Source organism: Yimella sp. cx-51 (assembly GCF_017654605.1).
GTDB lineage: Bacteria > Actinomycetota > Actinomycetes > Actinomycetales > Dermatophilaceae > Yimella.
This window is the reverse complement of record NZ_CP072113.1, coordinates 822,093-847,461: the sequence shown is the minus strand read 5'-3', so window position 1 is coordinate 847,461 and position 25,369 is coordinate 822,093. Positions and strand designations below refer to the sequence as shown.

General features: G+C 67.6%; 25 protein-coding genes. 20 read left to right on the top strand and 5 right to left on the bottom strand.

Annotated elements, in window-relative coordinates:
* The first annotated feature begins 65 nt into the window (after positions 1 to 65).
* The 4 genes from J5M86_RS04040 to J5M86_RS04025 are packed head-to-tail and all read left to right on the top strand — an operon-like array spanning position 66 to position 4,120.
* On the top strand, positions 66 to 485 hold the full coding sequence (locus tag J5M86_RS04040) for a MerR family DNA-binding transcriptional regulator (protein WP_188061525.1): 420 nt from the start codon (positions 66 to 68) through the stop codon (positions 483 to 485).
* Positions 482 to 1,339 (top strand): MoxR family ATPase, encoded by an 858-nt coding sequence (locus J5M86_RS04035; protein WP_188061526.1) that lies wholly within the window; start codon positions 482 to 484, stop codon positions 1,337 to 1,339. Before J5M86_RS04040 ends, J5M86_RS04035 begins: the two co-directional genes overlap by 4 nt.
* Positions 1,336 to 2,724, top strand: coding sequence for a VWA domain-containing protein (locus tag J5M86_RS04030; protein ID WP_244328472.1), 1,389 nt, complete (start codon positions 1,336 to 1,338; stop codon positions 2,722 to 2,724). The genes J5M86_RS04035 and J5M86_RS04030 overlap by 4 nt, the downstream gene beginning before the upstream one ends.
* A gap of 43 nt (positions 2,725 to 2,767) precedes the next feature.
* Positions 2,768 to 4,120 carry a hypothetical protein gene (locus tag J5M86_RS04025; RefSeq protein ID WP_188061527.1) on the top strand — a complete coding sequence of 451 codons (1,353 nt, stop codon included), beginning with the start codon at positions 2,768 to 2,770 and terminating at the stop codon, positions 4,118 to 4,120.
* 1 nt (position 4,121) lies between these two features.
* On the opposite strand, the gene J5M86_RS04020 is transcribed toward J5M86_RS04025, so the two are convergent.
* Complete coding sequence (locus J5M86_RS04020; RefSeq protein WP_188061528.1) at positions 4,122 to 5,369, bottom strand: serine/threonine-protein kinase; 1,248 nt, start codon at positions 5,367 to 5,369, stop codon at positions 4,122 to 4,124.
* A gap of 98 nt (positions 5,370 to 5,467) precedes the next feature.
* Here J5M86_RS04020 and J5M86_RS04015 point away from each other — a divergent pair, with 98 nt between their 5' ends.
* The gene (locus J5M86_RS04015; protein ID WP_188061529.1) at positions 5,468 to 6,031 is read left to right on the top strand and encodes a hypothetical protein; all 564 of its coding nucleotides are present in this window, start codon (positions 5,468 to 5,470) and stop codon (positions 6,029 to 6,031) included.
* 128 nt (positions 6,032 to 6,159) lie between these two features.
* Here J5M86_RS04015 and J5M86_RS04010 read toward each other — a convergent pair whose 3' ends face one another.
* Positions 6,160 to 7,005 (bottom strand): aldo/keto reductase, encoded by an 846-nt coding sequence (locus tag J5M86_RS04010; protein WP_188061530.1) that lies wholly within the window; start codon positions 7,003 to 7,005, stop codon positions 6,160 to 6,162.
* A 95-nt stretch (positions 7,006 to 7,100) separates the two neighbouring features.
* Here J5M86_RS04010 and J5M86_RS04005 point away from each other — a divergent pair, with 95 nt between their 5' ends.
* Positions 7,101 to 8,879: a biotin carboxylase N-terminal domain-containing protein gene (locus J5M86_RS04005; RefSeq protein ID WP_188061531.1), complete on the top strand. Its 1,779-nt coding sequence runs from the start codon at positions 7,101 to 7,103 to the stop codon at positions 8,877 to 8,879.
* 75 nt (positions 8,880 to 8,954) lie between these two features.
* On the opposite strand, the gene J5M86_RS04000 is transcribed toward J5M86_RS04005, so the two are convergent.
* On the bottom strand, positions 8,955 to 9,554 hold the full coding sequence (locus tag J5M86_RS04000) for a TetR/AcrR family transcriptional regulator (RefSeq protein ID WP_188061532.1): 600 nt from the start codon (positions 9,552 to 9,554) through the stop codon (positions 8,955 to 8,957).
* 98 nt (positions 9,555 to 9,652) lie between these two features.
* Between J5M86_RS04000 and J5M86_RS03995 the strand changes: the two genes are divergently transcribed.
* The 3 genes from J5M86_RS03995 to J5M86_RS03985 all read left to right on the top strand — a co-directional run bounded on the left by J5M86_RS03995 (position 9,653) and on the right by J5M86_RS03985 (position 11,462).
* Positions 9,653 to 9,856, top strand: a complete 204-nt coding sequence (locus tag J5M86_RS03995; protein ID WP_188061533.1) for a hypothetical protein — start codon at positions 9,653 to 9,655, stop codon at positions 9,854 to 9,856.
* On the top strand, positions 9,853 to 11,091 hold the full coding sequence (locus J5M86_RS03990; RefSeq protein ID WP_188061534.1) for an acetyl-CoA hydrolase/transferase family protein: 1,239 nt from the start codon (positions 9,853 to 9,855) through the stop codon (positions 11,089 to 11,091). Before J5M86_RS03995 ends, J5M86_RS03990 begins: the two co-directional genes overlap by 4 nt.
* Before the next feature lie 182 nt (positions 11,092 to 11,273).
* On the top strand, positions 11,274 to 11,462 hold the full coding sequence (locus J5M86_RS03985) for a hypothetical protein (RefSeq protein ID WP_188061535.1): 189 nt from the start codon (positions 11,274 to 11,276) through the stop codon (positions 11,460 to 11,462).
* Positions 11,463 to 11,545: 83 nt separating this feature from the next.
* Here the strand turns inward: J5M86_RS03985 and J5M86_RS03980 are convergent, their stop codons facing one another.
* Complete coding sequence (locus tag J5M86_RS03980; protein WP_188061536.1) at positions 11,546 to 12,958, bottom strand: NAD(P)H-quinone dehydrogenase; 1,413 nt, start codon at positions 12,956 to 12,958, stop codon at positions 11,546 to 11,548.
* Positions 12,959 to 12,990: 32 nt separating this feature from the next.
* Between J5M86_RS03980 and J5M86_RS03975 the strand changes: the two genes are divergently transcribed.
* Together J5M86_RS03975 and J5M86_RS03970 are read left to right on the top strand one after the other, a co-directional pair.
* Positions 12,991 to 13,827 (top strand): purine-nucleoside phosphorylase, encoded by an 837-nt coding sequence (locus tag J5M86_RS03975; RefSeq protein WP_188061537.1) that lies wholly within the window; start codon positions 12,991 to 12,993, stop codon positions 13,825 to 13,827.
* 15 nt (positions 13,828 to 13,842) lie between these two features.
* Complete coding sequence (locus J5M86_RS03970; RefSeq protein WP_188061538.1) at positions 13,843 to 15,474, top strand: phospho-sugar mutase; 1,632 nt, start codon at positions 13,843 to 13,845, stop codon at positions 15,472 to 15,474.
* A gap of 48 nt (positions 15,475 to 15,522) precedes the next feature.
* Here J5M86_RS03970 and J5M86_RS03965 read toward each other — a convergent pair whose 3' ends face one another.
* Positions 15,523 to 16,143: a PH domain-containing protein gene (locus tag J5M86_RS03965; RefSeq protein WP_188061539.1), complete on the bottom strand. Its 621-nt coding sequence runs from the start codon at positions 16,141 to 16,143 to the stop codon at positions 15,523 to 15,525.
* 25 nt (positions 16,144 to 16,168) lie between these two features.
* On the opposite strand from J5M86_RS03965, the gene deoC reads away from it, so the two are divergent.
* From deoC to J5M86_RS03920, 9 genes are read left to right on the top strand one after another with little or no spacing between them, the layout of a single operon-like run.
* A complete protein-coding gene (gene deoC, locus J5M86_RS03960) occupies positions 16,169 to 17,152 on the top strand; it encodes a deoxyribose-phosphate aldolase (protein WP_188061540.1) in 984 nt (327 codons plus the stop codon).
* A gap of 13 nt (positions 17,153 to 17,165) precedes the next feature.
* Entirely contained in the window at positions 17,166 to 18,617 is a 1,452-nt protein-coding gene (locus J5M86_RS03955) for an aldehyde dehydrogenase family protein (protein WP_188061541.1), read from the top strand.
* Positions 18,617 to 19,507, top strand: coding sequence for an aldehyde dehydrogenase family protein (locus J5M86_RS03950; RefSeq protein WP_188061542.1), 891 nt, complete (start codon positions 18,617 to 18,619; stop codon positions 19,505 to 19,507). The genes J5M86_RS03955 and J5M86_RS03950 overlap by 1 nt, the downstream gene beginning before the upstream one ends.
* 22 nt (positions 19,508 to 19,529) lie before the next feature.
* Positions 19,530 to 20,147: a uridine kinase gene (locus tag J5M86_RS03945; protein ID WP_188061543.1), complete on the top strand. Its 618-nt coding sequence runs from the start codon at positions 19,530 to 19,532 to the stop codon at positions 20,145 to 20,147.
* A complete protein-coding gene (locus J5M86_RS03940; protein WP_188061544.1) occupies positions 20,144 to 21,301 on the top strand; it encodes a proline-rich domain-containing protein in 1,158 nt (385 codons plus the stop codon). The genes J5M86_RS03945 and J5M86_RS03940 overlap by 4 nt, the downstream gene beginning before the upstream one ends.
* Before the next feature lie 2 nt (positions 21,302 to 21,303).
* Positions 21,304 to 21,936 carry a DUF4129 domain-containing protein gene (locus J5M86_RS03935; protein WP_188061545.1) on the top strand — a complete coding sequence of 211 codons (633 nt, stop codon included), beginning with the start codon at positions 21,304 to 21,306 and terminating at the stop codon, positions 21,934 to 21,936.
* Positions 21,933 to 23,054, top strand: coding sequence for a DUF4350 domain-containing protein (locus tag J5M86_RS03930; RefSeq protein WP_188061546.1), 1,122 nt, complete (start codon positions 21,933 to 21,935; stop codon positions 23,052 to 23,054). The genes J5M86_RS03935 and J5M86_RS03930 overlap by 4 nt, the downstream gene beginning before the upstream one ends.
* Positions 23,051 to 24,067 (top strand): MoxR family ATPase, encoded by a 1,017-nt coding sequence (locus tag J5M86_RS03925; RefSeq protein WP_188061547.1) that lies wholly within the window; start codon positions 23,051 to 23,053, stop codon positions 24,065 to 24,067. Before J5M86_RS03930 ends, J5M86_RS03925 begins: the two co-directional genes overlap by 4 nt.
* A gap of 3 nt (positions 24,068 to 24,070) precedes the next feature.
* Positions 24,071 to 25,366, top strand: a complete 1,296-nt coding sequence (locus J5M86_RS03920) for a DUF58 domain-containing protein (protein WP_188061548.1) — start codon at positions 24,071 to 24,073, stop codon at positions 25,364 to 25,366.
* Positions 25,367 to 25,369: the final 3 nt, after the last annotated feature.

Here is a 25,369-nt window from a genome sequence, read left to right as displayed (position 1 = left end):
CTTTCGCTGGGTGTGGCTGCGGTCACAGTTGACGTTGACGTCAACGTAAAGCATGCTGGCCGGCGATGCCAAACCCGGACCGCACCTGGACGATCGCCGAACTCGCTGAGGAGTTCGGCGTCACCCATCGTTCGTTGCGCCATTACGAGGATCTCGACATGCTGGCGCCCGAGCGCGTCGGCAATGCGCGCGTCTACCACCGCAGCGACCGCGTGCGACTGAGCCTGATCCTGCGCGGCAAGCGGCTCGGCTTCTCACTCCCCCAGATCCGCACCATCGTGACGATGTACGACCAGCAACCGGGCGAAGCCGGCCAGTTGCGTTACCTGCTGGGCGAACTCAGCGAGCGACGCGCTGACCTGGAACAACGTCGCCGCGACATCGAAGACTCCCTGGCCGAACTCGAGACCCTCGAGCGCCGGTGTCGCGAAGACCTCGCCCGGTTGCAGACCGACGTCGAGCTGGGCAGCAAGATGGGCTCATGAGCTCCACCTTCGCCTCGGTCGACGACGTCCGCACCCACCTGGCCGGCACCGGCTATCTGGCCTCCGACGCCATCGCGACCACTGTCTATCTCGCTGCGGCATTGGGCCGACCGATTCTCGTCGAGGGACCCGCCGGCGTCGGCAAGACCGCACTGGCCAAGGCCATGGCGCAGGCATCAGGGCGCGAGCTGGTGCGCCTGCAGTGCTACGAAGGCGTCGACGAGGCCCGCGCTCTTTACGAGTGGAACCACGCCAAGCAGTTGCTGCGCATCACCGCCGAGCAGAACGCCGACTGGGAAGACGTGCGCACCGACGTCTTCGGCGAGGAGTTCCTGCTGGAGCGCCCGTTGCTGAAGGCGGTGCGCAGCGCGCAGCCGGTGGTGCTGCTCGTCGACGAACTCGACAAGGCCGATGAGGAGATGGAGGGCCTGCTGCTGGAGTTGCTGTCCGACTTCCAGGTGACGATTCCTGAGCTCGGCACGATCACCGCGCAGCACCGGCCTCTTGTCGTGGTGACATCAAATGCCACCCGCGAACTCTCCGAGGCCCTGCGCCGGCGGTGTCTGTTCCTGCACATCGACTACCCCGACGCGCAGCTGGAGCAGCAGATCGTCCAACTCCACGCGCCCGGGCTGTCCCAGGCAGCCAAGGAGTCACTGGTGCGTGTCGTCCGCGCACTGCGCGAAGGCAACCTGCGCAAACCGCCCTCGGTCTCGGAGACTATCGACTGGGCCCACACCCTGCTCTCGCTGGACGCCGACGAACTGGATGCCGACTTCGTGACCACCACGCTCGGCGTGCTGCTCAAGCACCAGGAAGACATCGAATCCGCCCGGGCTGCACTGAAATTGTGAGCACCACCGATCGCCTCCAGGGCCTTGCGCAGGCGATGCGATCGCATGGCCTTGAAGTCGGCACCAGTGAAACCATCACTGCGGCGCAGGCGATCGAGGTCTTGGGCCTGGACGACCGACGCACGCTGCGCGAAGCGCTGGCCGCCACCATGGTGCGCTCGGCCGACGGACGTCCCACCTTCGACCAACTCTTCGACCTGTGGTTTCCCGCCACCCCGCACGCGCGCAGCACCGATCTGTCCGGCGCCGATCTCGACACGCTGCGTGACGAGCTGACCAGAGCACTTGCCGCACAGGACGAGCAGCGCATCGATGAGATAGCCGTAGCGACACTGGAGTCGCTCGGTCGGGTCTCCCCGGACGACGAAAGCCGGGGGTGGTCGTCCGGCCAGGCGCTCGACGCACTCGCCCCGCAGCGGCTCATCGCGCAGGCACAACAGATCGCCCGCGGCGACGCCGGCGAAGGCGACGGATCTGGTGCAGGCTCAGGCGGATTCGGTGAGGGGTCGGGAGAATTCACAGACCGCATCGACCGGGACGAGATGCGCACCCAGGTGGCTCACTTCAAGCGGCGGGTCGAAGCCGAGGCCAGGCGGCGCAATACGGCCGTGCGTCCGCGCGAGCGGATTGCTCGCTACGGGGTCGAAGCCCCGAGTGAGCAGCGTGACTTTCTCGCGTTGTCGACCAGCGACCTCGATCAGCTCAAACGCCAACTCGACCCGTTGGCCCGCAAGCTCGCCGCCAAGCTCAGCCGTCGGCGCCGGGCGGCGCGTGGCGGCATCGACGTCCGCCGCACCCTGCGCTCGGCGATGGCCACCGGCGGGGTGCCCCTTGATCCGGTCTACCGGCGACGCAAACGGCACCGTCCCGACGTCTTGCTCATCGCCGACATGTCGGGCTCGGTCGGTGGCTTCAGCAGCTTCACGATGTTGCTCATGCAAGCCCTGGGCGAGCAGTTCAGGCATGTGCGCATGCTCGGATTCGTCAGCAGCACCGCCGACATCACCGACATCGTCAAGAACGCCCCGCCCGGCGTCGCCCTCACCTCATGGGCCCTGCAGGAAGCTGCCCTGACCAGCCGCGGGCGCAGCAGCAGTTACGGCACCGCCTTCGCCGATGTGCTCGAGAAGTACTCCGACTGGATCGGGCACCGCACCACGGTGCTCGTGCTGGGCGACGGTCGCACCAACTACGGCGACCCCGGGCTGGAGGCCCTGGCACAGATCGCCCGCCGGTCGCGCACGACGGTGTGGCTCAATCCCGAACGAGCCGGCTCCTGGAGCACGGGCGATTCGGCGGCGCGAGAGTACGCCGAAGTGGTCTCGATGCACGAGTGTCGCAACGCCGCCCAGCTCCGGCTCTTCGTCGAGCGGCATCTGGCCTGAACCGGTGCCCACAGCGGCACCCTGCGCGGGTCATACTGTCGGCGTGCGTGTTCAGCGATCCCTGGCGGCAGCAGCCGTGGTTGCTGCCCTCGGGGCAGCATCGACGACAGCGCATGCCGCCGTCGACCCTGTGCCCTACAGCTTCACCGGCTCGCCCGTCACCTTGGCCAACGGCCCGAGTGGCGGGCCGACCCTCACCGCCGGTGTCTACCGGGTGACGCTGCCCAACGACGGGTCGGAACGCAGCTTCACCATCGACCGCAACAAGCTGCGCAGCTTCATGGCCACCGTCGTCACCGACGAGCGAGAGGGCAAATCTCCGTTCCTCACCTCGGACCACACCACCGAGGTGAAGTCGGTGAACGAGAAGGGGGACGAGTGCTCCTCGGCAACCGACGAGCGGGGCGAGGACGGACCGGCCGGCATTACGGTGACCAACCTTGGCGTCGACGACGACAAGGAGCTCACCCGCCAGGCCGGCTACTTCAACTCGACCTGTCGTGAGTCGACCAAGCTCACCATCACGATCACGCACACCGCCTCACCCGCCAACGGGCAGACCGAAGCCGAGCTCCACCTGACCGACGAGCCGAAGGCGTCGGGCAATCTCGGGTCGGCCACGACGTCCGGGCAGACGGCGATGCTCAAGGCACCCAAGGGTGAAGAGCACGAGGAAGTGCCTCCCGGCCAAGGGTTCGGCAGCGCCGCCACTCTCACCACCGGGAGTTACCCCGCGATGCTGACGGTGGGTAGCCGGGCCTTCTACCGGGTGCGTGTGGGGTGGGGACAACGCCTCGCCGCGACCATGACGGTGCCCGGACAGGACAAGAACTTCGCGCCGCCGCTCGCGGTCGATGTGACGCTCTCGATCTGGTCACCGCAGCGGGTCTGGCTGAAGGCGAGCCCGAAGGACTACCAGTTCTCGCACAACACGTCACTGTCGAAGAACATGTCCGAGAGCAAGACCATCGGGACGTACACCGCGCCGGTGCTGTGGGCGAACCGCAAGGTTGACTCGCTGTCGCTGTCGGGCAGTGAGGTCGACAGTGCGGCCGTGCGCTTCACCACCGTCCCTGGCTGGTACTACGTAACGGTCAACACCCAGCCGAAGAAGCCGTCGGACGACGAGCAACTGCCGCAGTCAGTGCCGCAGATTCCGGCTGATCTCAACATCCTCGTCCAGGGGCAGGAACAGTCGGGACCCAGCTTCGTCAACGCAGCGGGAGCCTCGGTGGCGCAGCCACCCTCGGGCCAGATGAGCGTCGGCAAAGGCATCGATCAAGGCACGAAGGTGCCATGGGTTCAGTTGGGGCTCAGCGCTCTTGCGGTCGGCGCTGCTGCAGCGGCGGTGTTCTGGGCGATGCGCTCACGCCGCCGCGACGCACGACAGGCCTGAACTAGACCTTGCTCCACACGTAGCGGCCGCCATCGAGCTGACAGACCCGTTCGACGCCGTTCTGATCGGGTTCGGTGGTGCCGACGTCCGACCAGCGACACTCGGCGCCGAGGCGCGAAAGGCCCGGTGTGCCCGAGGGGCCGGAATCGCCGGTCAGCCAGATGGCACCCAGCGCCGCGAGGGCGACCAAGGGAGCGCCGACGAGCACGGCGAGTCGCTGCATCCGGCGCGCCCGGCCGGCCCGCGCCACCGCACGATTCGCGGTGTCGGCCGGGGTGAAACCCAGAGCCGCTGTCTGCTGCCTCGTCTGGGTGCGTCCGCCGTCGAAGGCCATCGTCCGGCCTCCGGGGGCGAACTCACCGGACGATTCCCCGAGCGGCGGCAGCTCGCTGCGGATGTCGACGGTCTTCTGCTTCTGCCAGGGCACGGCCGCCAGCGCGTCGAGCGCTTCCTGCGCCGAGTGCGGGCGCTTCTCGATGTCGGGGTCTGCCATCCGAACAACGGTGTGCCACAAAGCATCCGGCACATCGTCGGGCCGGGGCGGCAGGTCAGCAGCATCGGTGCGCACTTGCGCACGCGGCTTGTGGCCGGTGATGAGCTGAATGCCCATCATGCCGACGGCGTAGAGGTCGGAGCGTGGGTCTGGATCGTGGCCCATGAGTTGCTCGGGAGCCAGATAACCGGGGGTGCCCATGACGATGCTGTGGCTCGTCAGGCGGGGTGCGTCCTGTGAAACGGCGACACCGAAGTCGGTCAGCCACAGGTGCGGCTTGTCGGTGCCGGTGGACGACATCAGCATGTTGGCGGGTTTGACGTCGCGGTGGACGATGCGTTGGTCGTGCACCGCCTGCAAGGCGCTCAGCAGTTGGCGCAACAACTCAGCGGCATATGGGGCGGCAAACTTGCCGTGCTTGCCGGCAAGGCCCGAGAGCGAACCGCCGTCCACCAACGGCATCGTCAACAACACTCGGTCGTCGGCGCCTGCCCAGCCCATGGGGGTGACCACGTTCGGGTGATGGATGCGCATGCCCTGCTCGCGCATGAAACGCAGCAGCGATCCGGCGTCCGACTGACGTAGCACCTTGGCCGCGATGACCGACCCGTCACGCAGGTCGTACGCCCGCCACACGCCACCCATGCCGCCCTCGCCGATCATGTCGATCAGCTCGTAGCGCCCCGCAAATACTTCTCCCACGAGCAGCACCCTAACCCTGTGCGAGTCATCACTGACCGTGCTGCGCCAGCTCATCAAAGAAACGGAACCCACCGCCCGCGAGGTGATCTCCCGCGATCAACGACAATGACGAGGCGACCAGCGAATAACGACACGGGAGCGGAACACGGGCCATGCATCTGATCTACGGCGCGGATTGGAACAACGAACTGCACTTCATGGTCGACCCCATTGACCCCACTGAGGCGACGCGAAAACTCGAGGACCACCAGACCTTCGCAATCGCCGGCGGACCCGAGCCCCTTACCGGCACCGACTTCGACAACTTCCTGAAGAACCCAGGCCTCACCGGCGACCCTGCCGACTGGGCCATCGCCGTCGACCCCACCGGTCCCCGCACCTCCTTCATGGTGCGCTTCTACAACTTCTGGGGCACCGCCCTGGCCGAGTACACCTTCCGCGAACAACCCGATGGACGGCTGCTGGTCGAGCAGGTCAACACCTGGCACTACCCCGACAGCGCCCAGTACTGGGACTACTTCGACTCCACCTCGAACGAAGAATGGAAGTACAAACCGGGCGGGTACTCCAACCACGCGATCCGCACCCCACAACCCGACGGCAGCCTCGACGTCCAATTCACCGAATACAACGACACCGACCTCACCGCCAACTGGGAAACCACACCCGCCTTCGGCGACTGGACGGCTTTGACCGCCCGCAACCGGTTCAGTTGAAGCGTCGAGACCGGTCGCCGCGGCGAGTCGCCGGGCGCGTCCGAACGGTCTGGCCTCGCGACAGGCGTGGGCAAACGTAGGGCGCGAGAAACTCATGGTTCTCGCGCCCTGCGTTTGCCCGGGTGAACTCAGCCGTTGAACTCAGCCGGGTCGGGGCCGAGCCGGGTGCCGTTGTCGAGCGAGCCGATCGCCTGCATCGCCAGGTCGGACAGCTCGAAGTCGAAGACGTCGAAGTTCTCGGCGATACGCGCCGGGGTCACCGACTTGGGAATCACCACGTTGCCCGACTGCAGGTGCCAGCGCAGGATCACCTGAGCCGGCGTCTTGCCGTACTGCGACGCGATGTCGGTGATGACGGTGTCGTTCAGGATCTCGCCGCCCTGGCCCAGCGGGCTCCACGCCTCGGTGACGATGCCGTGGGCGTCGTGGAACTCCCGCAGCTTCTTCTGCTGGAAGTTCGGGTGCAGTTCGACCTGGTTGATGGCGGGGTACTCCCCCACCGCGTCGTGCAGTTCTTCGAGGTGCTCGACGTTGAAGTTGCAGACGCCGATCGCGCGCACCTTGCCCTCGTCGCGCAACTGCATCATGGCGCGGTAGGTGTCGACGAACTTGCCGTTCGCAGGGGCCGGCCAGTGGATGAGGTAGAGGTCGATCGGTCGACCGAGGCGGTCCTGGGACGCCTCGAACGCGGCGACGGTCTCTTCGAAGCCCTGGTCGTCGTTCCAGACCTTGGTGGTGAGGAAGACGTCCTGCGCGGGCAGGTCGCTCTCGGCCAGCGCGCGTCCCACGCCTGCCTCGTTGCCGTAGATGCGGGCGGTGTCGACGCTGCGGTAGCCGGCGCGCAGGGCCTCAGCGACCGCCGGGGTGGCCTGGTCGTCCTCCACCTGCCAGACGCCGTAGCCGAGTTGCGGAATCTGCACAGTCGCGGCACCGCTGGTGAGAGTGATGTTCGGAACGTTGTGGTCAGCAGTCATGTCTGGTGCAGCACCACCGACGCGGGCGATATTTCCGCCGACCAGGTTTTGCCCCGTCAATGTGTCGCTCGCCACAGCCGGATAGGCTCGGCGTCATGGCCGAACTGCGCAAGGTTCTCATCGCAAACCGTGGCGAAATCGCCGTCCGTATCGCACGCGCCTGCAAGGACGCCGGCATCGCCTCCGTCGCGGTGTACGCCGAGCCCGACCGCGACGCACTGCACGTGAAGGTGGCCGACGAGGCCTACGCGTTGGGTGGCTCCACGCCCGGCGATTCCTATCTGCTGCAGGACAAACTCATCGAGATCGCGCAGCAGGCGGGCGCCGACTCGGTGCACCCCGGCTACGGCTTCCTCGCCGAGAACGCCGATTTCGCGCAGAAGGTGATCGACGCCGGACTCATCTGGATCGGCCCGGGTCCGCAGGCGATCGACAGCCTGGGCGACAAGGTGAAGGCGCGTCACATCGCCCTGGAAGCCAACGCCCCACTGGTGCCCGGTACCAAAGACCCGGTCAACGGGCCCGACGAGGTGGTCGCCTTCGCGCAGGAGCACGGCCTCCCGGTGGCGATCAAGGCGGCCTACGGCGGCGGCGGTCGCGGCCTGAAGGTCGCCCGCACGATCGAGGAGATCCCCGAGCTCTTCGACAGTGCCGTACGCGAGGCGGTCACCGCTTTCGGTCGCGGCGAGTGCTTCGTCGAACGCTTCCTCGACCACCCGCGTCACGTCGAGACCCAGTGCCTGGCCGACCAGCACGGCAACGTGGTCGTCGTCTCCACCCGCGACTGCTCGCTGCAGCGTCGCAACCAGAAGCTGGTCGAGGAGGCGCCCGCGCCCTTCCTCACCGATGAACAACACGACGAGCTCGTGCGCGCCAGCAAGGAGATCCTGCGGCTGGCCGGATATGTCGGCGCGGGCACGTGCGAATTCCTCGTCGGCCCGGACGGTCACATCTCCTTCCTGGAAGTGAACACCCGCCTGCAGGTCGAGCACCCGGTGTCGGAGGAAGTCACCGGTATCGACCTGGTGCGCCAACAGCTGCGCATCGCCGCAGGTGAAGCCCTCGACTTCGACGACCCGCAGCCGCACGCGCACTCCTTCGAGTTCCGCATCAACGGTGAGGACGCCGGACGCAACTTCTTCCCTGCCCCAGGCACGATCACCCGCATGGTGGTGCCGAGTGGCCCGGGCGTGCGTTGGGACTCCGGCATCGTCGAGGGCGACACCGTCGCCGGCGCTTTCGACTCGATGATCGCCAAGCTGATCGTCACCGGCCGCACCCGCACCGAGGCGCTGGAGCGCTCGCGACGAGCACTGGACGAACTCGTGATCGAGGGCATGCCCACCGTCACGCCGTTCCACCGCGCAGTGGTCAGCGACGAGGCGTTCGCCCCGTCCGACCCAGAGCAGAAGTTCACCGTGCACACCCGCTGGATCGAAACCGAGTTCGACAACCAGATCGAGCCCTACGGCGGTCAGCCCGGCGAGGCAGCCGAGCAGACGCCGCGCCAGAACCTCGTCGTCGAGGTGGGCGGCAAGCGCATCGAGGTCTCGCTGCCCGGCGACCTGCAGCTCGGCGGCGGGGGTGGAGCCGCCGGCCCGAAAAAGGCGCCCAAGCGTGCCCGCTCCGGTGGCGGCGGCCAGGCCGCCGGCGGCGACTCCGTGACCGCTCCGATGCAGGGCACGATCGTGAAGATCGCGGTGGAGGACGGCGCCACGGTGTCGTCCGGCGACACCATCGTGGTGCTCGAAGCCATGAAGATGGAGCAGCCCATCACCGCTCACAAGGACGGCGTCGTCACCGGTTTGAAGGCCGCGATCGGCGAGACGGTGAGCGCAGGATCGGTGCTCGCCGAGATCAAGGACCCCGCCTGACCTCGACCTTGCGAATCGGCGTGAGTTTGTGGCCTTCGTACGCGTGCGAACCCCACGAACTCACGCCGATTTCGGTCAGTCGGAACCGTGCTCGGCCATCGCGCTGATGAGCAGGGACAGCGTGCTCGACAGGTAGTTCTCGCGTTCGTCGTCCGGCACGCTGAGCGACTGGATGGCGACGCCTTCCACGGCTGCGACGAGAGTCTGCGCGCGCAACAACGCCTGCTCCTTGCGATGCCGCTCGACGACGGGGCAGATCACGTCGACCAGGTCGTGACGCCAGGAGCGCATCGACTCCTGCAACGCGGGCGTCCGCACCGCCTCCAGGCTGAGTTCGCTCATGGTCACGATGAGGGCCGGAGTGCGCGACCAGTCGATCAGCAATCCGATCGTGGCGGCGATCGAGGCACTCGGATCGTCGTCGTCCGCCGGGAGCCCCTCGGTCAAGGCTCGGACGTCAGCGGTCAATTGGGCGGCCACGTGATCGGCCAGTGCTCCCAGCAGCGCCTGCCGGGTGCGGTAGTAGACCGAGCAACTCCCCTCCGGTAGGCCGGCAGCGCGGTCGAGTGCTCGGTGGGTCAGACCCCGTAGTCCCGAGGTGCCCACCACCTCGATGGCACAGTCGAGCAGATGTGCTTGGCGGGCCCGGGTGCCCTCAGGACGTGTGACGCTCACGACGGTGAGCCTGTCACAATCGGAGCAACCGTGCCGTGTCGCCCACCGTTCGTGGCGTGGTTCGACGAAGCTCCGCACCACCTGTCGAGAGGCCCTTCATGCGCTGGCTCAGCTACACCCTCCCTCTGCTCTTCGGTGTGCTGGTCTACCTCCTCATCCGATTCCTCAAGCCGCGCCTGAAGCAGCAACGACACGAGGCCTGGCGCAAGGCCGGGCTGTTGCCCGATCAGGTCGATCCACACGAACCTTCGCAGGACACCGACGACCGCACGACCGGCCGACGCAACAGCCGCGACTCGTGAAGTACGTCGCCCTCGATGCGCTGACCGCTCGCCTCGCCGGCCTTCCCGGGCGTCCGCGCGTGGTCGTGAGCGGCAATGTCGCCACCCCGTGGCGCGCGGTCGAAGCGCTCGACCGTGCGCTGCCCACGTACGTCCTCAACATCCTCAACGGCGCACCCGGCGTCCCGACGCGCGACGGCGTGATTGCTGAAACCTGTTTCGTCGGCTCAGGCCAGCGCCACCACCCAGCACTGTCGTACGTCCCGTGTCGCCTCTCGATGGTGCCCGTGCTCCTGCACCGACGGCTCCGGCCCGATGTGGTGATCGTGCACTGTGCCCCCGCCAGGAACGGCTACCTCAGCATGGGCATCGAGGTGAACGTGCTCCCGGCAGCGATCGAGACCGTCCGCGCTCATGGCGGCCTGGTGGTCGCGGTGATCAACAAGCACATGCCTTATACCTACGGCGATGCACTGCTGGCCGAGAGCGATGTCGACCTCGCCGTCGAGGTCGACGAGCCGCTTCCGGTCGCCCTCGCGACAACGCCCGACGATGCGAGCGCGGCCATCGGCGCCACCTTGGCCGCGATGGTGCCCAACGGCGCCACCCTCCAGACCGGCATCGGCATGGTGCCGGACGCCACCCTCGCAGCTCTGGCCGATCGCCGAGAACTGCGTGTCTGGACCGAGATGTTCTCCGACGGCGTGCTGGCACTGGAGCGCGAGGGTGCCCTCGACACGGACGTCCCGCTCACGACTTCCTTCGTCTTCGGCTCACAGGAGCTGTACGACTGGATCGACGGCAACCGCCGGGTGATGATGCAACGCACCGAGCGCACGAATGACCCGGCGCTCATCGCCCGCCAGCGGACGATGGTCAGCATCAACACGGCGCTGCAGGTCGACCTGTTCGGGCAAGCCAATGCCTCCCGCATCAACGGCCGCATCCACTCCGGGTTCGGCGGTCAGACCGACTTCATCGTGGGCGCCATGCACTCCCACGGCGGTCACTCGTTCATTGCATTGCGCTCGTGGCATCCGAAGGCCGACGTCTCGACGATCGTTCCGCGGCTGCTCGACACCACGACCAGCTTCCAGCAGAGCGCAATCGTCACCGAACAGGGCGTGGCCCGGTTGCTGGGCAACGACGAGAAACAACAGGCCGCGGAGATCATCGAGCACGCGGCGCATCCGGATGTGCGCGACGAACTGCGTTCCGCTGCAGCCGAACTCGGGCTCGACAACCCGCTCTACTGACGCACCGGGAACCAACCATCCACCCGTCGAGTGGCCGGGCTATGAACCACCGGCCGGGGTGTGGCCCGGCCACCCATTCATAGCCCGGCCACTCGACGTTAGGGCGCGTTTGCACTCAAGAAACTACAGGTGTAGTGTTCAGAGCAGATCGAGCACTACATCTGTAGAAAGGGCCTCTCCCCATGAACATGATCCCCGCCTTCTTCACCGGCTTCTCCGTCGTTCTCGCGGTCTCGCTGATCGCCATGGTCGCGGTGCTCGGCACCTGGACCGTGCAGTTCTTCGCCCGCAACCGCAGCGAGCGCGTCGCCACTCGCCAGCCGATGGCGCGCTACTACCGCGACCTGGGCGCGCACGCCTTCTCCCACTGACCTTCCTTCCGGCAAACCGGACCGGGCCGCTCCCCCACGAGGGGGAACGGCCCGGTTTGGTGTCTGCGACGAGGACGCCGACCTCAGATCTCCGACTGATGCAACCGACGCGCAGCCTCGGCGATCGAACCGGTCATCGAAGGGTAGACCGAGAAGGTCTGCGCCATCTGGTCGACGGTGAGGCGGTTCTGCACCGCCAGGCCGATCGGATAGATGAGTTCGGACGCCTGCGGCGCCACCACCACTCCCCCGACAATCGTCTTGGAGCCGGGGCGCACGATGAGCTTGACGAAGCCGTCCTTGATGTTGCGCATCTTGGCGCGCGGGTTGGTCGAGAGCGGCAGCGTGACCACCTGCGCCTCGATACGGCCTTCGTCGACGTCAGCCTGTGAGTATCCGACCGTGGCGATCTCGGGATCGGTGAAGATGTTGGCGCAGACGCCGCGCAGGTTGAGCGGCGACACCGCGTCGCCGAGCGAGTGGGCCATCGCGATGCGGCCCTGCATCGCGGCCACCGAGGCCAAGGGCAGCACACCCGTGCAGTCACCGGCCGCGTAGATGCCCGGCACGGACGTCCGCGAGACGCGGTCGACCACGACGTGACCTGATTCGGTGAGATCGACGCCGACGTCCTCCAGCCCGATCCCTCGGGTCTGTGGAATGGATCCCACGGCCAGCAAGGCGTGTGACCCCTCCACCGTTCGACCGTCCTCGAGCGTGACGACCACCTTGTCACCAACCCGCTCCGCAGCCTGGGCACGCGAACGGTTGAGCACCTGCATGCCGCGACGGCGGAAGACGTTCTCGATGACTGTCGCGGCGTCGGCGTCCTCGCCGGGAAGCACGCGGTCGCGGGAGGAGACGAGCGTGACCTTCGAACCCAGCCCGAGGTAGGCGTGCGCCAGTTCGGCACCGGTCACACCGGAGCCGACGACGATGAGATGCTCGGGGAGTTCCTGCAGGTCGTAGATCTGCTGCCAGGTGAGGATGCGTTCGCCGTCGGGCATCGCCGAAGGCATGGTGCGCGGGGTGGTGCCGACCGCGAGCAGGATGACGTCAGCGATGATGTCTTCGGTACGTCCGTCGGTGTACGCGGCACGCACGATGTTGTGATCGACGATCGAGGCGGTGCCGTCGATGACTTTGCACCCAACGCTCTGCACCTGGGCTCGGATGTCATAGCTCTGGGCGCGCGCCAGTTTCAGCACTCGGGCGTTGACCTCTCGGATGTGCGCCTCGGCGTGCTGGTCTTCGTCATGACCCTCAAAATGCACGCCGAGACGGCCGGCCGCCTTGAACCTCGACATGAAGTCGGAGGTTGCAATCAGCGTCTTGCTCGGCACGCAGTCGGTCAACACCGCTGCGCCGCCGAGCCCGTCCTTCTCCACGATCGTGACGGCAGCACCGAGCTGCGCTGCCACCAATGCGGACTCATACCCACCTGGTCCGCCGCCGATGACGACCACGGACTTCTGTCGACCAGTCACGACTCTCATCCAACCACGCACGATCTGGCTACTCTGACTGCGTGACCACTCCCAGCTCTGCCGCCGTCAACTTCGACTCCGTCGACCCCTTCGCGTTGGCTGATGAGGCCGCCGCCGAGATCGCCCGCCTGTCCGGCGTCCAGCGTCATGACATCGCGTTGGTGCTCGGATCTGGTTGGGGTGACACCGCCGACCGACTCGGTGAGACCGTCGCCTCCATCGACAACGAACAGGTGCCTGGCTTCGCCAAGGCGGCGGTGGCCGGTCACAAGGGCACCATCCGCTCGGTGCGCATCGAGGGCACCGACAAGCACGCGTTGATCTTCGGCACCCGCACGCACTACTACGAGGGCCGCGGCGTCCGCGCTGTCGTGCACGGCGTCCGCACCGCCAAGGCAGCCGGCTGCGAGACGATCGTGCTCACCAACGGGTGCGGCGGCCTCAACCCCGAGTGGGCGCCCGGCACCCCGGTGCTGATCAGCGATCACCTCAACCTCACGGCCAACTCCCCGCTGGAGGGAGCGACCTTCGTCGACCTCACCGATCTCTACTCCGCCCGCCTGCGCGAGGTGGCCCGCTCGGTCGACCCATCGCTGGCTGAAGGCGTCTACGCGCAGTTCCGCGGACCGCACTACGAGACGCCCGCCGAGGTGCGCATGGCCAAGACCATCGGTGCCGATCTGGTCGGCATGTCGACGGCGCTGGAGGCAATCGCTGCCCGTCATGTCGGCCTGGAGATCCTCGGCATCAGCCTGGTGACCAACGCGGCCGCGGGCATCAGTGAGGTGCCGTTGTCGCACCAGGAAGTGATCGACGCAGGCAAGGAGGCAGCGGGACGGTGCGCCGACCTGCTGTCACAGATCGTCCGCAAGCTCTGAGTCAGGAGTCCCGAGATGTCGCAGGTGTACGACGAGGTCAGCGATTGGATCGCCGACGATCCTGACCCGGCCACCCGAGCCGAACTGGTCGACCTGCTGGAGCGGGCCAACGCCGGTCAGCAGGACGCAGCCGACGAACTGGCCGACCGGTTCAAGGGGCTGTTGGAGTTCGGCACGGCCGGGCTGCGCGGCGCACTCGGCGGCGGACCGAACCGCATGAACCGCGTGGTCGTCATCCGTGCGGCCGCCGGACTCACGTCGTACCTGCAGGAAACCCTGGGCCGCCGCGACGTCACTGTCGTCATCGGCTTCGACGCGCGGCACAACTCCGATGTCTTCGCCCGCGACACCGCCGCCGTCGTCACGGCCGCCGGTGGGCGAGCCCTCGTGCTCAGCCACCCGCTGCCGACGCCGTTGTTGGCCTTCGCGATCCGCTTCCTCGCAGCGGACGCCGGGGTGATGGTGACCGCCAGCCACAACCCCCCGCAGGACAACGGTTACAAGGTCTACCTCGGCGACGGCAGTCAGATCGTGCCGCCGGCCGACGAGCAGATCGCGGCCGCCATCGACCGTTTCCCGCGTGCGGCTGAGGTGGCGTTGGCGCAGGAGGGTTGGGAGAGCGTCGACGACTCGATCATCGACGACTACCTCGCCTCGGTCACGAGCGTGGTGGCCGAGGGCGGACCCCGCGAATTGAAGATCGTGCACACCGCACTGCACGGTGTCGGCTCGAGCACCATGCTCGATGCGTTCGCGCGTGCCGGGTTCGCCGATGTCGTCCCTGTGGGTGAGCAGCAGCAGCCAGACCCCGAGTTCCCGACGGTGAGCTTCCCCAACCCCGAAGAGCCCGGCGCCATCGACCTCGCCCTGGCGAGCGCCCGCGAGGTCGGTGCCGACATCGTCATCGCCAACGACCCGGACGCCGACCGCTGCGCAGTGGCCATCGAGGATTCCGGGCAGTGGCGCATGTTGCGCGGTGATGAAGTGGGCTCGTTGCTCGGACACCATCTGGTGCAGCGCGGCGTGCCGGGCGATGCCGTGTTCGCCAACTCGATCGTCAGCTCCCGCATGCTGGGCGCGATCGCCCGCGCTGCCGGGCTGCGACACGAGGAGACGCTCACCGGCTTCAAGTGGATCAGCCGCGTGCCCGGCCTGCGCTACGGCTACGAGGAGGCGCTGGGCTACTGCGTCGATCCCACAGGTGTGCGTGACAAGGACGGCATCAGTGCTGCACTCCTGGTGGCCGAGCTGGCGGCCGGTCTCAAGGCGGACGGACGCACGATCACCGACGTCCTGACCGAACTCGCCCAGACCCACGGCTCCCACCTGACCGACAGTTTCTCGGTGCGCGTCGACAACCTGTCGATCATCGGCCGCATCATGGACCGCCTCCGGGCGGAGCCGCCGAGCACGATCGCCGGACAACAGGTTTCGCGCATGGATGACCTGGCGCTGGGTTCGGGCGAGCTGCCCCCGACCGAGGGCCTGCGCTACTACCTGGCCGACGACACCCGCATCATCGTGCGCCCGTCGGGCACCGAGCCGAAACTGAAGATCTACCTGGAGGCGATCGGTTCAGCACCCGAGGAGACTGCCGGGCGCCTGTCGGCAGTGCGGGCGGAGATGGAGCAGCTCACCCGGCCGTAAACAGCTGCAGGTCGGCGTCCCGGCACCTTCGAAGAAGGTTGAAGAGGGTCAGACGACGAAGACGCCGAGCACCATCGCCGTGATCACCAACAGCCAACCGATCGCACCGACGGTCGAGATCGAACGCTGCGCGAGGACCTCCTGCGCCGGTATGTCACCGCGGGCGACCACCCGCGCGTAGTCCTCCTGACCGCGTTCGATCGCCGCTCGCACCGCCGCCGCTGACGACTTCCGGTCTATCAGCTCGGGCGGATTGTCGGCATCGATGCGGGGAGGCAGGATGCCGTGACCGGAGCGCACTCCCCCGGCCTTGGGGCGTTGCGCAGAGATCGCCCACGCCGAGAAGCCCTGATCCTGCGGCGTGTAGAGCTTCAGGCTCCAGCGGCTCTCCACGACGTCGATCGCCGGCCAGCTCAGGCGTGCCTCGCGCACGAGGTTGATCAGTCGCACCCCGTCGGCGGTGAGTTCGACTGCGGGGCGCACGAGGGTCAACCAGCACGCACCCGACAACGCCAGCAGGATCAGCGTGCTGCTCGGCTCGAGCCGACCGTCGGCGAGCGCGAAGGTGATCAGCACCGTCAGGAAGACCCCGATGAGCACCCAACCGGTCAGCACCGAGTTCGGTTGCCGGAAGATCAGGCGATGATTGTCGGATGTGTCGGAAGTCATTACCGACAACTGTAGGCTCCCCGATGTGAGTGCTACGACTGCCACTGCGCGCGCCAGAGAGTTGCTCGGCGTCTCGTCGCTGACCAATCGCGCGCTGACCGGATGGTTGCACGGCCTGCCCGGCGTCGATCAGGTCGGCGCTGATGCCCGGGCCGCGGCGCTCGGCACCCGTTCGATCAAGACGTCCAGCAAGGCGTGGGCCATCGATCTGGCGATCTCGATGATCGACCTCACCACCCTGGAGGGCGCCGACACGGTGGGCAAGGTGCGCAGCCTGTGCGCCAAGGCCGCCCAGCCCGACCTACGTTTCCCCGACACCCCGCGCGTGGCAGCGGTCTGCGTCTACAACGACATGGTCGGGATCGCCAAGGAAGCGCTCGAGGGCACCGACATCAACGTCGCCGCGGTCTCGACAGCCTTCCCCTCCGGTCGGGCCAGCATGAAGGTGAAGCTGCTCGACACCAAGGACGCCGTCGACGCCGGCGCCGACGAGATCGACATGGTGATCGACCGCGGTGCATTCCTGTCGGGCGACTACCGCAAGGTGTTCGACGAGATCGTCGCCGTCAAGGCTGCGTGCGAGCGTCCCGAGGGCCAGGAGAATGCTCACCTGAAGGTGATCATGGAGACCGGCGAACTGGTCACCTACGACAACGTGCGCCGCGCGTCCTGGTTGTCGATGCTCGCTGGCGCCGATTTCATCAAGACCTCCACCGGCAAGATCCAGCCTGCCGCGACGCTGCCGGTCACGATGCTGATGCTCGAGGCCGTGCGCGACTGGCGCGAGCTCACCGGTGACATGGTCGGGGTGAAACCCGCCGGTGGCATCAAAACCACCAAGGACGCGATGAAGTACCTCGTGACGGTCAACGAGGTGGCTGGCGAAGATTGGCTCGACCCCGACTGGTTCCGGTTCGGTGCCTCAAGCCTGCTGGGCGACCTGCAGTTGCAGCGCCAGAAGCTCACGACCGGTGTTTACACCGGCACGAACGACGTCACGATCGACTGAGAAGGCAGCAGTGATGAGCCCGCGTTTCGATTACGCCCCCGCACCCGAGTCGACCTCCGTCGTCGACATCGCCGACTCCTACGACCTCTTCATCGACGGTGAGTTCCACGCGCCGAGCAGCGGCGAATACCTCACCACCATCAACCCCGCCACCGAGGAAGCACTCTCCAGTGTGGCGGTGGGTAACGACGCCGATGTCGACCTCGCCGTCAAGGCCGCCCGTCGCGCCTACACCCGGGTGTGGGGCCGCATGTCGGGTGCTGAGCGGGCGAAGTACATCTACCGCATCGCCCGCATCCTGGCCGAGCGCAGCCGCGAGTTCGCGGTGCTGGAATCGCTCGACAACGGCAAGCCGATCAAGGAATCGCGCGACGTCGATATCCCGATCGCCTCCGCTCACTTCTTCTACTACGCCGGCTGGGCCGACAAGTTGGAGTACGCGGGCCTCGGCACCTCCCCCACATCGATGGGTGTCGTCGGTCAGGTCATCCCGTGGAACTTCCCGATGCTGATGCTGGCGTGGAAGGTCGCTCCCGCCCTCGCGGCCGGCAACACCGTGGTGCTCAAGCCCGCCGAGACGACGCCGCTCACCGCATTGCTCTTCGCGGACGTGTGCCGCCAGGCCGAGCTGCCGCCCGGCGTGGTCAACATCGTCACCGGGGCCGGTGACACCGGCGCTGCCGTGGTCAGTCACCCCGATGTCGACAAGGTGGCCTTCACCGGTTCAACCGCTGTCGGCAAGGCGATCGCGCGCTCGGTGGCGGGCAGCCGCAAGTCGCTCACCCTCGAACTCGGTGGCAAGGCCGCGAACATCGTCTTCGACGACGCGCCCATCGACCAAGCGGTCGAGGGCATCGTCAACGGCATCTTCTTCAACCAGGGTCACGTGTGCTGTGCCGGCTCACGCCTGTTGGTGCAGGAGTCGATCGCCGAGGAGGTGTTGCAGCGGTTGCAGCGCCGCATGAGCACCCTGCGGGTGGGCGACCCGATGGACAAGAACACCGACGTCGGTGCGATCAACAGCCGCGAGCAGCTCGACCGCATCACCGAACTCACCGCGGCCGGCGAGGCCGAGGGAGCCACGCGCTGGAGCCCGGAGTGCACACTTCCCGAGCGCGGATTCTGGTTTGCCCCAACGGTTTTCAGCGATGTCTCCCAGTCGCACCGCATTGCGCAGGAAGAGATCTTCGGCCCAGTGCTGTCGGTGCTCACCTTCCGCACCCCGGCAGAGGCGGTCGCCAAGGCGAACAACACCACGTACGGGCTCTCGGCCGGGATCTGGACCGAGAAGGGTTCGCGCATCCTCTGGATGGCCGATCACCTGCAGGCCGGCGTCGTCTGGGCCAACACCTTCAACCGGTTCGACCCGACCTCACCGTTCGGTGGATACAAGGAGAGCGGCTTCGGTCGCGAAGGTGGCCGGCACGGTCTGGCTGCCTACCTCAAGACGGAGGGTGACAACTGATGGCCGCTCGACTCGAGGTCCGCAAGACCTACAAGCTCTACGTGGGCGGCAAGTTCCCCCGCAGCGAATCGGCCCGCACCTACGAAGCGCTGGACGCCAAGGACGCCTTCCTGGCCAATGTGGCCCAGGGCTCGCGCAAGGACGTCCGTGACGCAGTGGTCGCTGCCCGCGCCGCGCAGCCCGGCTGGGCCGGCGCTACCGCGTACAACCGTGGCCAGGTGCTCTACCGCATCGCCGAGATGCTCGAAGCACGCCGCGAGCAGTTCGTCGCCGACGTGAGCGCCGCCGAAGGCCTCAGCAAGCCGCGGGCCACCGCCGTGGTCGACGCCGCGATCGACCGCTGGGTCTGGTACGCCGGGTGGACCGACAAGATCGCGCAGGTCTTCGGCAACCTCAACCCGGTCGCCGGGCCGTACTTCAACATTTCCGCCCCCGAGCCGGTCGGCGTGGTGGGCATCCTTGCGCCGCAGGCCAGTTCGCTGCTCGGCCTGGTGTCGGTGGTTGCCCCCGCGATCGTGTCGGGCAACTCCACCGTCGTCATCGCCAGCGAGCGCCGTCCGGTGCCGGCCATCACGCTGAGTGAAGTGCTGGCGACGTCCGATCTGCCCGGCGGTGTCGTCAACATCATCACCGCCCGCACCGCCGAGGTGGCGCCCTGGCTCGCCTCGCACCGCGACGTGAACGCGATCGATCTCGCCGGGGCCGCGGACGCCGAAGGGGTCGACTGGGTCGACCTCGAGGTGCGCTCGACCGACAACCTCAAGCGGGTGCTGCGTCCCACCGGTAGCGGCGATTCGGCGGTCGAGGCCGACTGGAGCGCCGATCCCGACCTGCGCCGCATGCGCGCCTTCCTGGAGACCAAGACGGTCTGGCACCCCAAGGGTCTGTGAGCTCGCCGCACGATCACCAGCCATGTCCACCCCTACCGATGACACCGCGTCCGCGCGCGTGCTGATCCTGTGCGGCCCGAGTGGGGCGGGCAAGACCCGCCTCGCCGAGCGGCTCAGCCGTGCCTACGGATGGCCGATCGTCCGCCTGGACGACTTCTACAAGGACGGCGATGATCCGTCACTTCCGTTGTCCCCCATCGGAATTCCCGACTGGGACGACGTCCGCTCGTGGCACGTGAAGCTGGCCTTCGAGGCATTGGCGAGCTTGTGCCGCACCGGCACCACCGCCGTCCCGCTGTACGACATCTCGACATCGCGGGCGATCGGCAGCCACGTGGTCGATCGCGGGAGCGCCGACACGGTGATCGCCGAGGGCATTTTCGCCGCCGACCTGGTGGGCCACCTGCGCGATGCCGGCCTGTTGCGCGACGCCTACTGCGTGCGGCAGAACCGCTGGCTGACCATGGGCCGCCGCTTCGTGCGGGACGTCTCCGAACGCCGTAAGCCGGTGCCGGTGCTCGTGCGCCGCGGCATACGGCTGGCACTGGACGAGCCGAAGATCGTCGCGGCCCATGCGCGGCGTGGCGCCCGTCCGGTGAGGCCGAAACAGGCACAGCGGGAGGTTAGGGTCGGTTCATGACCGATTGGGCGAGCCCTGCGGGGGGCGGCAACCGTCCCGATGACCGACCGACCGGCCAGGACGCACCCGCTGGGGCGCCCGACCCGCGGCCGCAACCGCAATACGGGCAGTACGCCGGGCCGCCCGGGGTACAACCGCAACCGCAGTACGGGCAGTACGCCGGCCCGCCACCGCCATATGGTCAGGCTCCCCCGTTCGGTCAGGCTCCGCCGCCCTACGGCTACGGGCCGATGGCGCCGCAGATTTTCACCCCGAAACCGGGGGTGATTCCGCTGCGGCCGCTCAAACTTGGCGACATCTTCGAAGGCGCCTTCCGCACGGTGCGCGGCAATCCCGGTGCCACCGTCGGGCTCGCCCTCGCGGTGTCGATGCTGTTCGCGATCCCGTCGATCCTGCTGACGCTGGTGCTGGGCGACATCCCGTTCGAGAGCGACGGCACGGGTGACACCAGCTTCCTGGTCGCCTCCAACGCCAGCCAGGTGTTCTCGTTCGTGGCCGCGATCCTGCTCTCGGGCATGCTCGTCGTCGTCGTGGCGGAGGCGGTGCTTGGGCACCGGGCGAGCATCGGTGAGGCCTGGACGCGGATTCGTCCGCGCTTCTGGTCACTGCTCGGCGCAACGCTGCTGATCGTGCTGGCGATGGTGCTGATCATCGGCGTGCTCGTAGCCATGGTGATCGGCGTCTATGCAGCAGCCGGCGACATCGCAGCGATCATCTCGGGTGTGCTCGCGGTGATCATCGGCCTCTGCGCACTGGTCTGGCTGAGCACCAAGACGTCCTTGGCCACCGCCGCGATCAGTCTGGAGAAACTGGGCCCGATCGCGGGGTTGAAACGCTCCTGGGCGCTCACCAACGGCCAGTTCTGGCGCATTCTGGGAATCACCTTATTGGCGCAGATGCTCGCCGGAATGATCGCGAGCTTGATCACTGTTCCGGCGATGATGGTCGGCATGGCGGGCGTCTTCGCCACCACCGACCCCGAGTCGGCCACGATGCCTGTCGGTTTCTTGATCTTCGTCCAGGTGGTCACGATCCTCGCCTCGGCGATCACCGCGCCGTTCACGGCCAGCGTCACCGGTCTGCTCTACATCGATCAGCGGATCCGTCGCGAAGCCCTCGACCTCAATCTGATGACCGCTGCCGGCCTGAAGTGATCGTGTTCGCCGACCCGCCACTCAATCCCAGCGCCGATCAGGCGCGCAGGTTGTTGGCCGACGAGTTGCGCAAGCCGAAGTACGGAGACCGGCGCGGGCTGTTGGAGCGGCTGCAGGACTGGTTGGACGAACACCTGTCCGGCGTCGTCGCAGGCGGCACCGCGATCAACCGCGTCTTCCTCCTCATCGGCCTGCTGGTGATCGCCGCCCTCATCGCGTTCGGGCTCAGTCGCATCCGCCGAGGTCAGGGTTCGGTGCGAAAGGCCACGGACGCTGATCAGGTCGTCGACCTGGAGCAGACCGCGCAAGAGTTGCGCGACGCGGCAGCCCGCGCTCTCGCCGATGGCGACAATGCCATCGCCTATATCGACTACTTCCGGGCGCTGGCTCGCACCGGCGTCGACCGCACCATCGTCTCGGCACGCCCCGGGGCCACGGCGCACGAGGTGACGAACGAGCTGGCCGTCGCCTTTCCGGCGCATCGCGGCGAACTGCGCCGCGCCGGGGCGACCTTCGACGAAGTGCGTTACGGCGGCCGCACTCCTGCTCTCGATGCCGTCACCGCACTGCGCGACCTCGACGCCACACTCAGCAGCAGTCGTCCGAATCGTCCCGCGCAGGCGGTGCTGCAGTGACGGGCCGCAAAGCCGGGATCGGCGCGCTGGCACTCGTGGCTCTGCTGGGCGTCGCGATCATCGCGATGTTGCTCAGCCGCACCAGCAGCGAACCGCTCGACCCGAACAACCCCACCACCAGCGGTTCGCAGGCACTTGCGAGCGTGCTGGGCGATCAGGGCGTGAGGGTGCGCAGCGTCGACAACCTGCAGGACGCCAGCACCGGCGCCGGACGAAACGTGACCGTGCTGGTCGCGGCACCGCCGATGATGTCGGACGCACGCCTGCGCCAACTCGCCGCTGCGCACCGCGACAGCGCGCGGCTGATTCTCATCGCGCCCGACCCGCAGCAGGTCACCGATGTTTTCGGGGTGCCGACGACAGGCGGCGAATCGAGTACCAGCCTTTCTTCGCAGCAGGGCAGCTGCCATCTGGCGTGGGCGCATGGCCTGACGATGTCCGTGGGCGCCGCCGTCTACTCCGTCGAACGAGCCGGGGTGGGCCAGTGCTTCACGGGGCCGCACGGCAGCGGCGCGGTCGAGCTCGCAGCCTCCCCCGAGCATCCGCCGGTGCTGATCATCGGCTCCGTGGACGCCTTCACCAACAACACCATGAAGCAGGGCGACAACGCGGCGATCGGGCTGCGCGCCCTGGGCCAAACCTCCGAACTGGTTTGGTACTCAGGCGGATTCGACCCTGAATCAGCTGCCGCGAATCAGCCGAGCATTCTGCCGAAGTGGCTCATGCCCGCCGTGTGGCTGCTCGCCGTCAGTGTCGTGATGCTGATGCTCTGGCGCGGACGCCGCCTCGGCCGATTGGTGCAAGAACCCCTGCCGGTGATCGTCCCCGCCAACGAGACGACCATTGCCCGTGGCCGCCTGTATCGCAAGGCGCAGGACACCGCCCGCACCGCGTCCGTACTGCGCTCGGCCACCCGGCAGCGGTTGAGGCGCAGCTTGGGCCTGGGCCGGAACGCACCCGTCCCGGAGATCGCCGAACGCGCCGCAGCACAGACCGGCCGCAACCCGCACGACGTGGGCGCACTGCTCACCGACGATCATCAACCCATCAACGAAGCCGAACTGGCCCGACTGGCTCGTGAACTGACCGCACTGGAAAGGCAGGTCCGCCCCTCATGACCGATCTGAACAAACCGAGCTCCGCCGCAAGCGCTGAGAACTCCGGCGATCGCGACGACTCGGCGGAGGCGGCGCGGGAGGCCCTGCGGCGGGTGCGCGCCGAGGTGGCCAAATCGGTGGTCGGTCAGGACGCCGCCGTCACCAGCCTGGTGATCGCGCTCCTTGCGCGTGGGCACGTGCTGCTGGAGGGAGTGCCCGGCACCGCCAAGACGCTGCTGGTGCGCACCCTCGCCGCGAGCCTGGCCATCGATTCCAAGCGGGTGCAGTTCACTCCCGACCTCATGCCCGGCGACATCACCGGTTCGCTGGTCTTCGACAACCGCGACTCCGATTTCACCTTCCGGCCCGGGCCGGTCTTCACCAACCTGCTGCTGGCCGACGAGATCAACCGCACCCCGCCCAAGACCCAATCGGCGCTGCTGGAAGCGATGGAGGAACGGCAGGTGTCGATCGACGGCACACCGCGCGCGCTGCCGTCGCCTTTCATGGTCGCCGCCACGCAGAACCCTGTGGAGTACGAGGGCACCTATCCGCTGCCCGAAGCCCAGCTCGACCGGTTCTTGATGAAGGTCGACATCCCACTGCCGCAGAAGCAGGACGAGGTGCAGGTGTTGCAGCGGCACGCCGCCGGCTTCGACCCCAAAGACCTCGCCGCTGCCGGAGTCACCGCCGTCGCCGGACCGGACGACCTGGCCGCCGGTGCGCGCGCCATCGGACGGGTCGAGGTGCGTCCCGACGTCCTGGCCTACATCGTCGACCTCGCCCGGGCGACCCGGCATTCACCGTCACTCTCCCTCGGGGTGAGCCCCCGTGGTGCCACGGCGCTGCTGGCAACGGCTCGTGGGTGGGCCTGGCTCAACGGACGCAATTTCGTCACCCCCGACGACGTGCAGACGATGGCGGTGCCCACGCTCGCGCACCGTTTGGCGCTGCGTCCCGAGGCCGAACTCGAGGGCGTCAGCACGCAGAACGTCCTGCAGTCCGCCCTCGGCTCCGTACCGGTGCCGCGCTGACCGATGGCACTGACCGGGCGCACCGTACTCCTGACCCTGCTGGGTCTGGGGTTCATCGTGCTGCGCCCAGAGCAGTCGTCGGTGTGGATCTGGACGGCCCTGGTGCTGGGGCTCGTCGGCATCGACCTCATGCTGGCGCTGTCGCCGAAACGCGTTGCACTGCAAAGAGAGTCACCCGAATCGGTGCGGCTCGGTGAAAGCACCACTACTGGGCTGCTGCTCACCAACCCGACCAACCGCCGCCTGCGAGCCCTCGTGCGGGACGCCTGGCAACCGTCCGCCGGTTCAGGTGTCGAACGCCATCGCGTCCACGTGCCGGGCGGCGAATCCCGGCGCCTGACCACCACCCTCACCCCTGACCGGCGGGGCGACCGCCGAGCCGACCGGGTGACGATCCGGTCGTTCGGGCCGTTGGGACTCGCCGCCCGGCAGCACTCCGTCGACCTGCCCGGCTTCGTCCGCTGCCTGCCTCCCTTTGCCTCACGTCGCCATCTGCCCAGCAAGCTGGCCCAGCTTCGACAGATCGACGGCCGATCAGCGGTGCGGGTGCGTGGTCAGGGCACTGAGTTCGACTCGCTGCGCGACTACGTCGACGGCGACGACGTGCGCAGCATCGACTGGCGCGCCACCGCACGTCGCGGGCACCCGGTCGTGCGCACCTGGCAGCCCGAGCGCGACCGCCGCATCATCGTCGTGCTCGACACCTCCCGCACCAGCGCCGGTCGCATCGACGACATGCCCCGACTTGATTCGGCGATGGACGCGGCTCTGCTGCTCACCGCACTCGCCACCCGGGCCGGCGACCGGGTCGATCTGGTCGCCGGTGACCGCAGCGTGCGCACCCGGGTGATCGGCCAGAACGATCGTTCGCAACTGTTGTCGACGATGGTCAACGCGATGGCACCGCTCGAACCCGCTTTGCTGGAAGCGAATTGGCAAGCCCTCGCCGGCGCGGTCAACGCGATCACCCGCCGCCGGTCGCTCGTCGTGCTGCTCACGCCGCTGGAGCCCGCTGCACTGGAGGAAGGGCTGCTACCCGTCCTTCCCGGCCTGACCAAACACCACCGGGTGGTCGTCGCGTCAGTGGCCGATCCGTCGTCACGCCAGAGCGCCACCCAACGCGACGACGTGCGGCAGACCTATGACGCGGCAGCTGCCGAGCGCACAGAGCAATTGCGAGCACGCACCGTCGAGGCGATCACCCAGCTCGGCGCCACCGTCATCGACGAACCGCCGGAGAAGCTGCCGGTCGCCCTCGTCGACCACTACCTGTTGCTCAAGCGGCAGGGCCTGCTGTGAACG